Raw genomic sequence first — 13,957 nt, forward strand, 5'->3', positions numbered from 1 at the left:
TCTACCTTAAGAAAAACAATAATGAATCATTACAGGGATATTTTAAACTATTTTCATCAAAGAAGCACCAATGCTGCTGCTGAATCCTTCAATGCGAAAATAAAAAACTTCAGAATGCAGCTCAGAGGTGTAAAAGACAAAGCATTCTTCTTATTCAGATTAGCTAAACTTTTTGCCTAGCCCCCAAATTTTGCGCTTGATCCCCTAAGCTTTGTAAAGTTAAACAACTTTATCATAAAAATAAAACCTTACTGGCCAGCAGCGAAGTTTTATTCCAATTTTTTTAAAGTCAATCTTACTGTGCGAGGAACTCAATGGTTTTGCTTACAACTGTGTGGTAATACTGATAAAAAGAAGCATTCCGGATCAGTACCGCTAAATCTTTTTCTCCCCGACATCTTTTATTCTCATCCAAAAACACAAAAAGGAAGCATTATGCCTCCTTTTTGTGTTTGTAATGTAACCTATCAACTGAACCTCACTATATGTGTTTGTGTTTTTTTCTGATCATTTGGCTTTTTTAAGAAGGCCGTTTAAGGTTATTCTTACACTTCTTTAATTTCATCTGTGTTTATTTAATTTTTTTCATCATTTGTGTTTCTATAACTACCATTTATTATTTGTATAGTTATGATCATTTGTTGTTTTTGTGTATGAAACTTCAGAGGTTTAAAAGCATTTCTCAGTTGCTTTTTTATTACTTAAATTTCACAGTACAAAGGAACAACATTCCCAAATAAAATCTTCTATAAACCCCATCGATACATATCGATCAGTTTATAGATATTTATCGATGAAATATAATATTCTGATTCTCTGAAGTGGTGATTACCTTAAAACATTAAAGTTTATGATGGGTTTTGACAAGGTCAACAAGCTCAACCATATTTTCAATCTTGAGTTTTTCAAAGATATTTTTTTTGATGGTGCTTACTGTGTTCTGTTTGATATTCAGGCTGTTTGAAATTTCAAGATTTCCATATCCTTCAGCATACAGTTCTGCAATCTGCAGTTCTCTTTTGGTTAAACTGTTGAGCGGACTTATCAGATCAGGGTTGGAAACAAGCTGTATCAATAGGTTTCGTAAAAGAGTAGAAAAATATTCACCCTTTTCAATAAAGGTTGTAATTGCTTCTCTTACTTCTTCCTCTTCACACAGCTTACTCAGGTAACCATCAGCACCGGCTTTGACGAATTTAAGGCCATGCAGCTCTTCTTCAAGTCCTGTAAAAATCAAAATTTTAAGATCAGGATTTACCCTTTTCATCTGTGGTAAAATATGAAGACTGTTTCCGTCCGGGAAATGGGCATCAATGACAGCCATCTCGATTCCTTTTGATTCTATAAGTTCCAATACCTGATGTAAAGATGAAGTCTGATACACTTTAGCATTAGGAACAATATCACTGATAACAATCTCCATTCCCTGGCGTACAATGCTGTGATCGTCTGCCAGAAGGAATATAATCTCTTTATTTTGAACTGGTGTTTCCATTATTATTATTAAGATTTAAATTGATCCTGAATGTCACTTTGGTTCCTTTATGTAATTTACTTTCAACGGATATATCACCATCGAAAAGTTCTACAATTTCTTTTACCAGATTAAGTCCAAGTCCTGCTCCCAGATTATCAACTTCATCAGACACCATACCCTGATAATAGGGGTCAAAAATTTTACCAAGATCAGATTCTGATATTCCTACTCCGGTATCTCCTACTGTTGTAATCAGGGAAATTTTATTTTCTCCAAGAGGCTCTGTAGCCATTACAAGATCAATCTGCCCGTTTTCTGTGAACTTATTGGCATTTCCCAGAATATTCATAAAAATCTGATTGATTCTGATATTATCCGAATATACTACTAAATGATCAGGAATTCTGTCAGTGACCATAAATCTGTTGTTTCTCGTTTCCAGATACGGAGTAATCACTTTGACAATAGAACTGATTTCATCTTTAAGATTGAAAACGGACTGTATAAGCTCTTTTTCAGCATTTTCATTTTTGGTATATTCCAGAATCTGGTTAGATTGGAGAAGCAAAGTGCTGTTGGTAAACTTAATTGATTTAAGATAATCCTTTATCGTTTCATCTTCAGTAGTTCTGTGGATTTTATCTATGAAAATATTGATGATTTTCAAAGGGGATCTCAAGTCATGGCTTAACATTCCCAGAATCCTGTTCTTGAAATTAAGGTTCTTCTTAATTTCTTTATTGGCAGTATCCAGTTTTTGTTCGTAGACAAATGCCATTCTTGTAAAATACATGATCAGGATAGAAACAATAAACATCAGAATCATCAGTCCCAATACCAGATAAGTCCTTATCCTGTTATTATTGGAGCTCTGTTCATTATACTCTCTTTCCAATTCAGATTTAAAATCCCTGATGGCATTTTCATACACTTCTATTAAGTTATTACTATACACCAACAGCTTACTGAAATTGCTGTAAAACTGTAAATTATTCTTCTGACTAATGGCTGCAAGCAGCTGAACCTTCTTTACTTCGGCAGCATAATGTTTGTCTATAGATTTTATCGTATTGTCCATTTTGGATTTTACCTGAGAAAGATCTATGGTTTTATTATTAGTCATTGTGATCACAGTACTCTCCTTCTGAACATCTACTTTTCCTGTTACGGCATCTTTTAAACGTCCGAAAAAGCCTTTCTTTTTTACAGTATCTGCATAAGTACGGGTTTGAATCTTGAAATCTTCAAAATCATTTTTATACTTAGCCGGCTCATATTGCTTATCCTCAATTTTTGTTGGTGGATTCAGAGAAGTCTGGTACACTGAATCTATTAATGTCTTCAGTTTCGCAGCTTTTAAAGTATCCTGGCTACGGAGGGCCAGATTTTTTTTCAATCTGGGACTTGTATTTTCGTATTCACCAATTTTATCAAAATTAGTCTTAAGTTTTCTCAACGACTTGAAATAGAGCTGTAAATCATTCTTATCCTGAGTGGCCATATATTTTTGAAGATGATTCTGTGCATCCATGAAATCTTTCCTGGAATTATCAGTTAAGCCTCCCAATGCACGGCTTTCCTCAAGCTGATCTTTAATAAATTTCAGCTTCTTTCCGTTGACAAATTCATTGTAGAAAAATATGGCAATAATGATCTGTATCAGTAAGATACAAAGGATCAATGAGTAATGAACAAGTTTTCTCAATTTAAAATTTAAGAATTTATTTTTCATATTTGTTTATCAGTTAAATTAATTTCCTGATGACGTAAGTCCATTAGATATTAGCTTTTAACAATATACCATTATTTTCAATAATTTCATAATAATCATATATCATTCAATTGACAAAGTTAAAGTAATTTTTGTCTTCTTATAATAATGAATATTTGATTAAACCCATAGAATTTATTTTTTTTTACTATTAAAAAGCCTTGTAACCATTCAGTTTTATTTATGTAAATCTTTTTTTTTAGAGCAATTGCAAAAGTTGAGGCTCAGTAAAATATTCTTTTCCTGCATATTTTATTCCAAATAATACATATTAAGTTAAAAAATGACCGGGAAAATCCATAGATCATTTATTCTTTATACTCTTAATGATTATTGAAACAGCCTTCTGTGTATGGATTTTCTATTATTCCGTATTTCTACCCAATGCAATAATTGGTTGTTTACACTCTAAGAACTTATACTCTCTTCTTTGTTAATTTGAAATGCTTATTAATAGTAACAATATTCAATGGAAAACCAGAATATTAACCTGTACCGAAAGATTCATCTTTACACTTAAACTATTGTAGTGGACAAAATTCCGAAAATAGTGAAGATCATTAATGATGGTACATTCCTCCATATTGATGTCTTTACTTTGGGGTTTCCTCCAATACAATTATAAAAATTAAAACAAATAACCTATGATTACAGAAAACTACGACGTAATCGTCATTGGCGGAGGAGCAATAGGACTTGCTACAGCTTATCATCTTGGCCAGCGTCAGGCTAAGACTTTAGTACTGGAACAATATACCTTTGTCAATCAGCTGGGAAGTTCTGCAGGAGTATCACGCCAGTTCCGTATTCCTTATCCTGATGAATATATGGTACAAATGGCTCTGGATGCACAGCCTTATTGGGACGAGCTGCAGAAAAAAACAGATACCCAGCTGCTTGATAAAGTAGGAACACTGTGGTTTGGTGACCCTGAAGTTCATTCCACCGAAGGGAATATTGCTGAAGCAGAAAAAGCTTTAAAAGCTTTAGGAGTTCCTTATACTACTTTAACTTCAAAAGAAATCGAAGAGCAGTATCATTTCAAAAACCTGCCCGATAATTACACCGGACTCTTTCAGCCGGATGGTGCCAGCATCAATTTTAAGGCGACTATTGAAACACTTTTAGACCTTTGCCAGAAAGAAGAAACCGTAGAACTCAGAGAAGATTCTCCAGTACTTGAGATTAAACAAAACGGTGATCTTTTTGAGCTAACCACTCCCAATGGAATTTATATCGCTAAAAAACTGGCCATCATTCCCGGACCTTATATCAACAGTGTGATCAACTTGCTTGATTTTAAAATAGAAGCCACTTACTGGAATATGTCTTCTGCTTATTTTAAAAAAACAGATCCTTCTATACAGTATCCAACGTGGTTTGTATTTCAGAATGCAACGGGAGACAATGGCAATCAGTTCTACGGCTTTCCTTCCGTGGAATGGGATCATCCGGAATACATCCGTGTAGCACCTGATTTTGTGATCAAACCTTTGGATGAGCCAAGCGACAGAACATTAATTCCCAATCCCCAGGAACTGGTCTACACTTCCCAATGGATTGAAAATCATATGACCGGGCTAAGCATCATTCCTGAATATACTTCAACATGCCTTATCGCTTTAAGTACAATTCCCAATAAAGAACTGCTGATTGATTTTGCCCCGTCTTATGTGCCCAACCATAAAAACATTGTGGTGTATGCTACAGGATGGGCTGCCAAATTCACCCCTTTCTTAGGAAAAATTATGTCGGATCTTGCATTAGACGGACATACTGATTTTGATATTACTCCATTCCGATTAGGATATAAATATTTCTTAGCACTTTAAAAATTATAACATCATGAATCAAGAAAACGTCAATAAAAATACACCGCTCTATCCGGGCATGCAGCCTGATCTGAAGATAGAAGTAGCCATTATAGGTGCCGGAACTTCCGGACTATACACTGCTTTTCGTTTGGTAACAGACAATAAGTATAAAGGTCACGAAGTACAGATCTTCGACATGAGCGACAGATTAGGCGGAAGACTGGAATCTGTAATTATGCCGGGAATGAATTTCTGGGGAGAACTTGGGGGAATGCGCTATCTCACCTCTCAGGAAATTGTAACAACACTCATAGAAGGTTACCCGTTGAAAGAAGCAGATCTGAGCAAAAGAACGCCTGTTCTGAAAGATAAAATGACCCCTATCCCGTTTCATATGGGAGAACCTGAAAAGCTTCTGATGTACATCCGGAAAGAACGTTTCAAACAGAATGCATGGACAGAAGAACAGAAACATGATAACAAACTGATTACACGCTATTATCTCAATGAAAATGATGAAGGATTCAGCTCCGATCAGTTATTCAATAAAATTATCTATAATGTTCTAATGGCTGATCCATGGGTAGCTGCCACCTATAAAGACCTGATTATTGCAGATCCTAATGGCTATGATTTTACTTTCAAACTGACCAGCCGCGACTGGGATGCAATAAAACCAAGAATGGTTTACAATTTCCCGGGTTCTCCCTATGACAAACGTCTGGTAAATGATATCGGTTTCTGGAACTTAATCAAAGATCAGGTCTCCCAGGAAGGCTACGAATTCTTAGCAAATGCCGGAGGATACTACTCTAACACAATCAACTGGAACTCTGCCGAAGCATTTCCTTATATGGTAGGAGACTTTTCTGCAGACACAACTTACAAAACCATTGAGGAAGGTTACGACAGCATTGCCTATGCAGTAGCCAACACGTATATGGAGTATGAAGGAGCACGCATCTGGTCTGAAAACAAACTGATTACTTTTACCAAAGATCATCATTTGACCGCTACTCATAAATACGAATTAACCTTCCTGAATATACAAAGCAACGAAACATGGAAAGTGTACGCTAATTCAATCGTATTGGGTATGCCAAGAAAATCACTTGAACTTCTGGATCAGAATAATTTCTTCTTTGACGCTAACAGGCATCAGAAACTGAACAAAAACATCCGTTCTATCATCATGGAGCCTGCCTTTAAAATCCTTATGGGCTTTGAACGCCCATGGTGGAGAGAACTGGGAATTGATTCCGGGCATTCAATTACAGATTTACCGATGAGACAGTGCTATTATTTCGGTACTGATACTGAAACCAAAAATTCAATGTTATTGGGAAGTTACGGTGATATGGAAACAGAAACATTCTGGAAAGCCCTATCTGATGATAAAGTTCTGTTTAAAGTAAGAGCTGCAAGATCTGCATCATTGGAAGAATTGCATAAGTTTGACGATGTTCAGGCTACAGAATTAATGGTGAATGAATTGATGAACCAGCTTAGAGAACTGCATGGTATAGATATTCCGGAACCTTATGTAACCTATTTCAGAGACTGGACAGATGATCCCTACGGCGCAGGATATCATGCCTGGAAAGCAGGTTTCTCCGTAAAAGATGTGATGCCTTATATGAGAAAACCATTGGTGGATGAACAGATTCATATTATTGGGGAAGCCTATTCTGATCAGCAGGGCTGGGTGGAAGGTGCTTTCTGTGAAGCGGAAAAAATGCTTCAGACCCATTTTAAATTAGACTGGCCATACTGGTTAGATCCTGAATATTATTTAGGATGGTAATCTAGAATACATAATGATAAGATGATGTGTATAGATAAAGCTCCGGAGTATTTCGGAGCTTTATCACATTTAGGGATATGAGAGTTTTTTGATTTATAATCTGTACAATCTGATAAGCATTATATTCTTATTCCATATCACAATCATTAGTATTTTCTATTTTTCTAAGGGAATCTTGAGATGATATTTTCCTAACTTTTCGGTTTGAAACGAATTAAAGAATACTTCAGACAATTCATTATATTATCATATTATCTGAAATATTCAAAACCCAATAACTGCAAAATCTCTTTATCATCTTATGACAGATAAAAATTTTAATCCCGGAAAAGGATTTATATTCAGTAAACATGTGCCGGAAGAATTATCACATTTTGACCGGGTCTTTGATGTTTTTAAAGATTTGCTCACCCACACCTCCGGAGATATTGAAGAAGCCTTCGATTGGCTGGATATGCTTGACCAGGAATATGATATTTTCAGTGATGAATATACCCTTCAGGATTTTGAAGAAGACCTGAAAAAACGTGGTTATATCAAAGAAAAAGATCCTGAAGAAGGCAATACGGGAAGTGGAAAAGGGAAAAATATATTAACGCCTAAACTGGAAGCTGCCCTTCGTGAATATGCGCTGGATCAGATTTTCGGAAAACTGAAGAAAAACGGAGCGGGAAATCACCGTACCAACAAAACAGGAATTGGAGATGAGCGTGATGGCGAAAACCGTTCCTTCCAGTATGGAGACGACCTTGCTGCCGTGAATATGACGGAAAGCCTGAAAAATGCACAGATCAACAACGGAATTTCAGATCTGCGCCTTACAGAAGAAGACCTCATCGTAGAAGAGACAAAACATAAGGCTCAAATGAGTACTGTTCTAATGATCGACATCAGCCACTCTATGATTTTATATGGTGAAGACCGGATTACTCCAGCCAAAAAAGTAGCGATGGCACTCGTGGAATTGATTAAAAGAAAATATCCGAAAGATTCCATTGATATCATTGTTTTTGGAAATGAGGCATGGCCCATTAAGATTAAAGATCTTCCCTATCTGAAAGTAGGCCCTTATCACACCAATACGGTAGCCGGACTTGAGCTGGCCATGGATATCCTTCGCAGAAAAAGAAATACCAACAAACAGATTTTTATGATCACCGATGGAAAACCAAGCTGTATTCAGCTACCCAGCGGTGAGTTTTATATGAACAGTTTCGGCTTGGATGAAAAAATTGTTAACCAATGTTTCAACAGAGCAGCACAGGCAAGAAAACTGAAAATTCCGATCACGACATTTATGATTGCACAGGATCCTTACCTCCGTCAGTTTGTGGAAGAATTTACAGCCCAGAACAAAGGAAAAGCATTCCTCACCGGACTATCTGGTTTAGGACAAATGATTTTTGAAGATTACGAAAAAAACAGAATAAGAAGAATATAAAGGTCAGATTTCAGACTTTAAAGCATTACAATAAAATCTTACCCGATAAAGTATTACAAGAAATGAAAAACGATATTACATTTAAAGAATTAAAAGACTCTGGTTATACTCATAAAACGATTAATGAGGAAATCCAGGCCAATTTAATTGCCAGGATTAAAGCTAAAGAACCTGTATTTGAAGGACTTTGGGGTTATGAAGACACCGTAGTTCCCCAATTGAAAAAAGCCATTCTTGCCGGCCACCACATCAATTTACTAGGACTGCGCGGACAGGCAAAAACCAGAATTGCAAGAAGCATGGTTAATCTGCTGGATGAATATTTACCCATCGTAAAGGGATCAGAAATTAATGACAGTCCTTTTCATCCTATTTCAAAATTTGCCAGAGATCTGATTGCTGAACTGGGTGATGAAACCCCAATTTCCTGGGTGCACCGTTCTCACCGTTTCTACGAAAAACTGGCTACTCCCGATGTGAATGTGGCTGACTTAATTGGTGATATAGATCCTATTAAAGCAGCTACCTTAAAACTGCCCTATTCCGATGAACGTGTTTTACACTACGGAATGATTCCGCGTGCGAACCGTTCTATTTTTGTTTTGAATGAATTACCGGATCTGCAGGCCAGAATTCAGGTTTCCCTGTTTAATATTTTACAGGAAGGAGATATCCAGATCCGTGGATTCCAGCTGAGAATGCCGCTGGATATTCAGTTCGTTTTTACCGCTAATCCGGAAGATTATACCAACAGAGGAAGTATTGTAACTCCACTGAAAGACAGAATCGGATCTCAGATTTTCACCCATTATCCAAAAACAATAGCTCTTGCCAGAAAGATTACAGAACAGGAAGCATTGATTTCGGCTGAAGATAAAGCACAGATCCAGATTCCTGATCTGGCGAAAGACCTTTTGGAAGAAGTTGCTTTTGCGGCCCGTATCAGCGAATATGTAGACGCGAAAAGCGGTGTCAGTGCACGTCTTACCATCAGTGCTATGGAAAATTTAATGGCAGCAGCCAAATTACGTTTAATTGAATCCGGTGCAGAAAGAACTACTGTACGTCTGCTTGATTTTATGTCGATCATTCCATCCATCACAGGAAAGATCGAGCTGGTATATGAAGGCGAACAGGAAGGAGCAGATTATGTTGCCAAAATATTAATTGACAAAGCCGTAATGACCCAATTTGAAAGCCTCTTCCCGCGTATTTCAAAACTGGAAAAAGAAGGGATCAAAACACCATACACTGACCTGATCAGATGGTTCAACAAAAATCATTTAGAACTCAACTACAATGATACGGATGAAGAATTCTATGCTAAACTTGATCAAATAGAACCTTTGACAAATGTAGTGGAAGAAAATGCCTCTGAATTGAGCAAAGAAGATCAGAATTTCTGCAAAGAACTTGTATTATGGGCATTAACCATCAGCAATAAAATTGATAAATCTGAAAATCAGAATGCATTCACTTTTGATTCTCCGGGAATCGGGCAATTCTTACGTAACTAAAAACCAGTAAATAATATTCAAATAAAACCTTCAGTTGATCTGAAGGTTTTTTATTTTTTAAGAAACAAGATCATTTTTATACCAGGTTATCATTTTTAAGTACTGCAGAACCAAAAGGATTGTCAACCAGCCATAGCCACTCTCCTTCTTCATTTCTCTTCATGATACAGGAAGTATTGCCGGTCATATGAATAGGATGCCCATCAGGAGCATTTCCCGTCATTTCCCATTGATCCTGCCACATGGCAAGATCATTCACAACAGTTATATGTGGAGTTTCACCCTGAATATCCATTTTTAAACAGCAAATTTCATGCATCGCCAATGCTATCTGCTCAAGTCCTCTCAGCTCCCGCCCATCTCTGTCAATATAAACGGCATCAGGATGAAAACAGCTTAATGCACCTGCAGCATCTCCGTTTTTTATACAGTGACGGAAATAGGCTACAGCACCTGTTTCTGTTTTTCTGTCAAAGTCCTGCATGTTATTTTAAATTTCTGGAGTTTAATTCTTCTTCCAATTGTTTCTTATTTTTATTCCGGCGGCTAACAATAGAACCTACAAAAAATAATGGCAAAACCGTCAGAAATCCGAAACCGCCAGTTATGGTACTATAAACCGAAATACCTACCATTAATCCCAGGAGTACAGCATTGAGAATGTTATTGGATTTCATTTCTTTTTTCTTTTCTAATAATTCATGGTCGGTTAATTGTGAAAATCCTTTTTCCATGGTTTATTTCTAGTTTTTGGTTGTATTTTGTTTTTAAAATGGTAAAAATGATCCTTTACAGATTTATTTTTACCGAAAGCTAAAATACAATATTGCTAAGACATTTTATTATTTCTTTTATTTGTACTTTATTTCAGCCCCTGTATTTCTAAAAATACTAAAGCTTATGGAAGACCACCTGAATTGTATTTACAGAGTTATCAATTTCATGGAAAAGAATTATGACCACCCTGTTTCTGTAAAGGAACTGGAAGATATTTCACATTATTCTTACCGGAATATCCAGCGTATTTTCAAATACAGCTGCGGAGAAACAATAGGTGCTTTCCAGCAAAGATTAAAAGTAGAAAATGCCTATAAACGTATTCTTTATACCCAGGAAAATCTCACCTCCATTGCCATTGAAGTGGGTTTTGCCAATATCGCTTCCTTTTCCAAAGCCTTTAAACAACATTTTGGGATCTCCCCTAAAGCTGCAAGACAAAGTAAAGAACAGCTCCTTTGTGGAGATGCCATCATCCCTATTGCCTCAGAAGTCCTGCTGGAACCCGAAATTGTATATCTGAAGCCTGTGCAGGTATATTACCAGAGCATTAACACCTATTATAACAATGAAGAAATTGAAATGCTGTGGGAAAAATTCATGGAGAATGATTTCCCTGGCTCAGGAGCAGAATATTTCGGAGTTATAGCCGATGAACCTTTAATAAAAACTGAAATCAGCTGCCGGTATGACGCTTGTTCGTCTGTTCAATCCGGAGATAAAAAGCTTCCTTCAAAAATGATATTCGGAGGCAAATACGCCCGCTTTACCCATTCCGGAAGCTACGAAACAATAGACGACACCTATACGAAGATCTATTCCCGCTGGATTTTTAATTCAGGTCTTGAGTTTTCACACACTCCTATCATCGAAAAGTATGAAAGGCATGCTGAAAACGAAGATGATCAGGAAAAGCAGCTGACCTATATTTTATTACCTTTGAAGTAAGTTGTCAATTTGGGACAACTTTAAGAAAAACAATCGATCTAATTTTGCTCTGTTAAAAATAGATCAGTTATGCAAAAAAAGAAAATTATGTTCCCATTATTACCTCTTCTTCTATTATCCTGCTCATCAGCGGAATTAACAGAAATACCGGGTATGGTAAATCCGGAAACAACTGTTTACAAAATGCCTGAAGAATCAGCTCCCCATGAAGGAACCTGGCTTCAGTGGCCACACCAGTATCAATATGGAACTACCTACAGAAACCGTCTGGATGCCACCTGGATAGCAATGACCAGAGAGCTTGTAAAAAGTGAAAAAGTTCACATTATTGCTTATAACAATACAGAAAAGAATCGTATTACAGGGCTGCTCAACACTGCAGGAGTTCCTCTTAGCAACATCAACTTCAAAATTTATCCAACGGATGATTTCTGGGTAAGAGATAACGGCCCTATTTACGTAAAAGATCAGAACGGACAGTTATTTATTCAGGATTGGGGGTTTAACGGCTGGGGAAACAAGGCAGATTACAGCAAATGTAATGCAATTCCTTCTAAAATATCAGCAGATACAAACATTCCAAAAATCAATCTTAACTCAGTGATGATCAATGAAGGAGGAAGTGTGGAAATTGACGGAAACGGAGTTTTGATGGCCTGCAAAAGCTCTATCCTGAATAATAACAGAAATCCTGGAATGACCCAACAACAGGCAGAAGCTATATTTACTAAAAATCTCGGAGTAACCAAATTTATCTGGTTGAACGGAAAAGCCGGCCTTGATATCACAGACATGCATATTGACGGGTTTGCCCGATTTGCCAATTCATCTACCATTATTACAATGACTCCCGATGATCTTTCCTACTGGCAGGTTTCCAATGGAGATATTGATAAACTGTATGATGCTACCACAAAAACCGGAGCGGCTTATCAGTTTGTAAAAGTGCCTTTAACAAGAAATGATGTCATTACTACTTACGGAAAAAATGTAGGTCGTGCCTCTTACATCAATTATTATATTGCCAATAACCGTGTACTGGTTCCTAATTATAATGATCCGAATGATGCGGTTGCCAACCATATCATCCAGCAGCTGTATCCTGGCAAACAGGTAGTTGGAATCGATTGCCGTAACTTATTCGCCAATGGAGGAATGGTTCATTGTGTAACCCAGCAGCAACCTCAGTAAAATAACAGTCAAAATAAAGCCTGCTCATTTTCCGCAGGCTTTACAGATACAGGGCTTCAATCCTCAGAAAATAACGTAAATTTGCTTTATCCATCCCGAAAAAGATGGTTTTCTATTATACGTATTATGAAAAAAACAGCACTTTCTTTATTGGTTCTTCTGAATATTGTTTGCCAGGCACAAAATTTTGATGTCATTCCCTTAGGAATATATGGTGGTGAGCAGGAAGACAATTTATCATCCTATCTGGTAGGCACTCCGAAAGACAATGCCTTTCTCTGCCTTGATGCGGGTACCGTAAATGCAGGAATCCGAAAAGCAATTGAACTGAAAAGTCTTCAGGGATCAGCAGAAACAGTTCTGAAAGATCAGATAAAGGGATATTTTGTATCACACGGTCATCTGGATCATTTATCAGGCCTTATCATCAATTCTCCGGCAGATTCCAAGAAAGATATTTTTGCTATAGCTCCTGTGATTCAGATTTTACAGAATCATTATTTTATCACAGATACCTGGATCAATTTTGCAGATCAGGGACAAAAACCCATCCTTGGAAAATACCATTACAATGAACTTCAGGAAGGAACCGAAATTCCCGCACCTAAAACACCTTTTTTCATCACAGGCTATGAACTAAGCCATGTAAATCCGTATAAAAGCAGTGCTGCATTGGTAAGAAGAGATAGTCATTATCTGCTTTATCTGGGAGATACGGGTGCAGACCGTATAGAAAAATCTGACCGTCTGGATCACCTTTGGAATACAATAGCTCCTCTTGTTAAAAAAAGACAGCTCAATACGATATTAATTGAAGTCTCTTTTCCCAACAGCCAGCCGGAACATCTGCTTTTCGGACATCTTACTCCTAATCTGCTGATTGAGGAATTGAGCAAACTCAAAGAAAAGACAGGACAAAGCAGCCTTGAAGGTCTCAATGTCGTAGTTACCCATAGAAAACCTACAGGTGATAATCCTGAACTCATCAAAAAGGAATTATTGAAAAACAATCCTTTAAAAATAAATTATATCTTCCCGGAACAGGGTAAAAAGATTAGTGTGCCATAACAACAAGCCAAAAGATGAAGTCTGCTTCCGCTTCATCTTTTTTATTTTCAACGTTACATTCATGACAGAATGATTTTAAAGCACTAAAATTCAATAACTTAATTCTATACATCTGAAATTAACAAGTTTTTTCATGGTTATATTAATTT

12 protein-coding genes are annotated in these 13,957 nt (G+C 36.8%); 8 read left to right on the forward strand and 4 right to left on the reverse strand.

Annotated features, from left to right (window positions below):
• Positions 1–180: transposase (locus C8D70_RS09800; protein ID WP_146212872.1), on the forward strand; the 180-nt coding region annotated here is incomplete at its 5' end.
• A gap of 661 nt (positions 181–841) precedes the next feature.
• Here the strand turns inward: C8D70_RS09800 and C8D70_RS09805 are convergent.
• Positions 842–1,495 carry a response regulator gene (locus C8D70_RS09805; protein WP_076594370.1) on the reverse strand — a complete coding sequence of 218 codons (654 nt, stop codon included), beginning with the start codon at positions 1,493–1,495 and terminating at the stop codon, positions 842–844.
• Entirely contained in the window at positions 1,473–3,209 is a 1,737-nt protein-coding gene (locus C8D70_RS09810) for a sensor histidine kinase (RefSeq protein ID WP_110367186.1), read from the reverse strand. The genes C8D70_RS09805 and C8D70_RS09810 overlap by 23 nt, the downstream gene beginning before the upstream one ends.
• Before the next feature lie 683 nt (positions 3,210–3,892).
• Here C8D70_RS09810 and C8D70_RS09815 point away from each other — a divergent pair.
• The 4 genes from C8D70_RS09815 (at position 3,893) to C8D70_RS09830 (ending at position 9,824) form a co-directional block, all read left to right on the forward strand.
• Complete coding sequence (locus tag C8D70_RS09815; RefSeq protein ID WP_110367187.1) at positions 3,893–5,080, forward strand: FAD-dependent oxidoreductase; 1,188 nt, start codon at positions 3,893–3,895, stop codon at positions 5,078–5,080.
• Positions 5,081–5,093: 13 nt separating this feature from the next.
• Positions 5,094–6,866 (forward strand): flavin monoamine oxidase family protein, encoded by a 1,773-nt coding sequence (locus C8D70_RS09820; protein ID WP_076594367.1) that lies wholly within the window; start codon positions 5,094–5,096, stop codon positions 6,864–6,866.
• 301 nt (positions 6,867–7,167) lie between these two features.
• A complete protein-coding gene (locus C8D70_RS09825) occupies positions 7,168–8,307 on the forward strand; it encodes a vWA domain-containing protein (RefSeq protein ID WP_076594366.1) in 1,140 nt (379 codons plus the stop codon).
• A gap of 62 nt (positions 8,308–8,369) precedes the next feature.
• Positions 8,370–9,824, forward strand: a complete 1,455-nt coding sequence (locus C8D70_RS09830) for a sigma 54-interacting transcriptional regulator (protein ID WP_110367188.1) — start codon at positions 8,370–8,372, stop codon at positions 9,822–9,824.
• A gap of 76 nt (positions 9,825–9,900) precedes the next feature.
• Here the strand turns inward: C8D70_RS09830 and C8D70_RS09835 are convergent, their stop codons facing one another.
• Positions 9,901–10,308, reverse strand: a complete 408-nt coding sequence (locus C8D70_RS09835) for a YybH family protein (protein ID WP_110367189.1) — start codon at positions 10,306–10,308, stop codon at positions 9,901–9,903.
• 1 nt (position 10,309) lies between these two features.
• A complete protein-coding gene (locus C8D70_RS09840) occupies positions 10,310–10,558 on the reverse strand; it encodes a hypothetical protein (protein WP_076594363.1) in 249 nt (82 codons plus the stop codon).
• Positions 10,559–10,724: 166 nt separating this feature from the next.
• Between C8D70_RS09840 and C8D70_RS09845 the strand changes: the two genes are divergently transcribed.
• From C8D70_RS09845 to C8D70_RS09855, 3 genes are all read left to right on the forward strand, one after another.
• A complete protein-coding gene (locus C8D70_RS09845; RefSeq protein ID WP_110367190.1) occupies positions 10,725–11,549 on the forward strand; it encodes a GyrI-like domain-containing protein in 825 nt (274 codons plus the stop codon).
• A 69-nt stretch (positions 11,550–11,618) separates the two neighbouring features.
• Positions 11,619–12,740: an agmatine/peptidylarginine deiminase gene (locus C8D70_RS09850; RefSeq protein WP_110367191.1), complete on the forward strand. Its 1,122-nt coding sequence runs from the start codon at positions 11,619–11,621 to the stop codon at positions 12,738–12,740.
• A gap of 126 nt (positions 12,741–12,866) precedes the next feature.
• Positions 12,867–13,808, forward strand: a complete 942-nt coding sequence (locus C8D70_RS09855) for a 3',5'-cyclic-nucleotide phosphodiesterase (protein ID WP_110367192.1) — start codon at positions 12,867–12,869, stop codon at positions 13,806–13,808.
• Positions 13,809–13,957 lie beyond the last annotated feature (149 nt).

This window comes from Chryseobacterium sp. CBTAP 102, from assembly GCF_003201365.1.
GTDB lineage: Bacteria > Bacteroidota > Bacteroidia > Flavobacteriales > Weeksellaceae > Chryseobacterium > Chryseobacterium candidae.

Excerpts from the sequence above, each read along its gene's own strand:
- C8D70_RS09805 (WP_076594370.1), bottom strand. The coding sequence starts at position 1,495 with ATGGAAACACCAGTTCAAAATAAAGAGATTATATTCCTTCTGGCAGAC.
- C8D70_RS09810 (WP_110367186.1), bottom strand. The coding sequence starts at position 3,209 with ATGAAAAATAAATTCTTAAATTTTAAATTGAGAAAACTTGTTCATTAC.
- C8D70_RS09815 (WP_110367187.1), top strand. The coding sequence starts at position 3,893 with ATGATTACAGAAAACTACGACGTAATCGTCATTGGCGGAGGAGCAATA.
- C8D70_RS09820 (WP_076594367.1), top strand. The coding sequence starts at position 5,094 with ATGAATCAAGAAAACGTCAATAAAAATACACCGCTCTATCCGGGCATG.
- C8D70_RS09825 (WP_076594366.1), top strand. The coding sequence starts at position 7,168 with ATGACAGATAAAAATTTTAATCCCGGAAAAGGATTTATATTCAGTAAA.
- C8D70_RS09830 (WP_110367188.1), top strand. The coding sequence starts at position 8,370 with ATGAAAAACGATATTACATTTAAAGAATTAAAAGACTCTGGTTATACT.
- C8D70_RS09835 (WP_110367189.1), bottom strand. The coding sequence starts at position 10,308 with ATGCAGGACTTTGACAGAAAAACAGAAACAGGTGCTGTAGCCTATTTC.
- C8D70_RS09840 (WP_076594363.1), bottom strand. The coding sequence starts at position 10,558 with ATGGAAAAAGGATTTTCACAATTAACCGACCATGAATTATTAGAAAAG.
- C8D70_RS09845 (WP_110367190.1), top strand. The coding sequence starts at position 10,725 with ATGGAAGACCACCTGAATTGTATTTACAGAGTTATCAATTTCATGGAA.
- C8D70_RS09850 (WP_110367191.1), top strand. The coding sequence starts at position 11,619 with ATGCAAAAAAAGAAAATTATGTTCCCATTATTACCTCTTCTTCTATTA.
- C8D70_RS09855 (WP_110367192.1), top strand. The coding sequence starts at position 12,867 with ATGAAAAAAACAGCACTTTCTTTATTGGTTCTTCTGAATATTGTTTGC.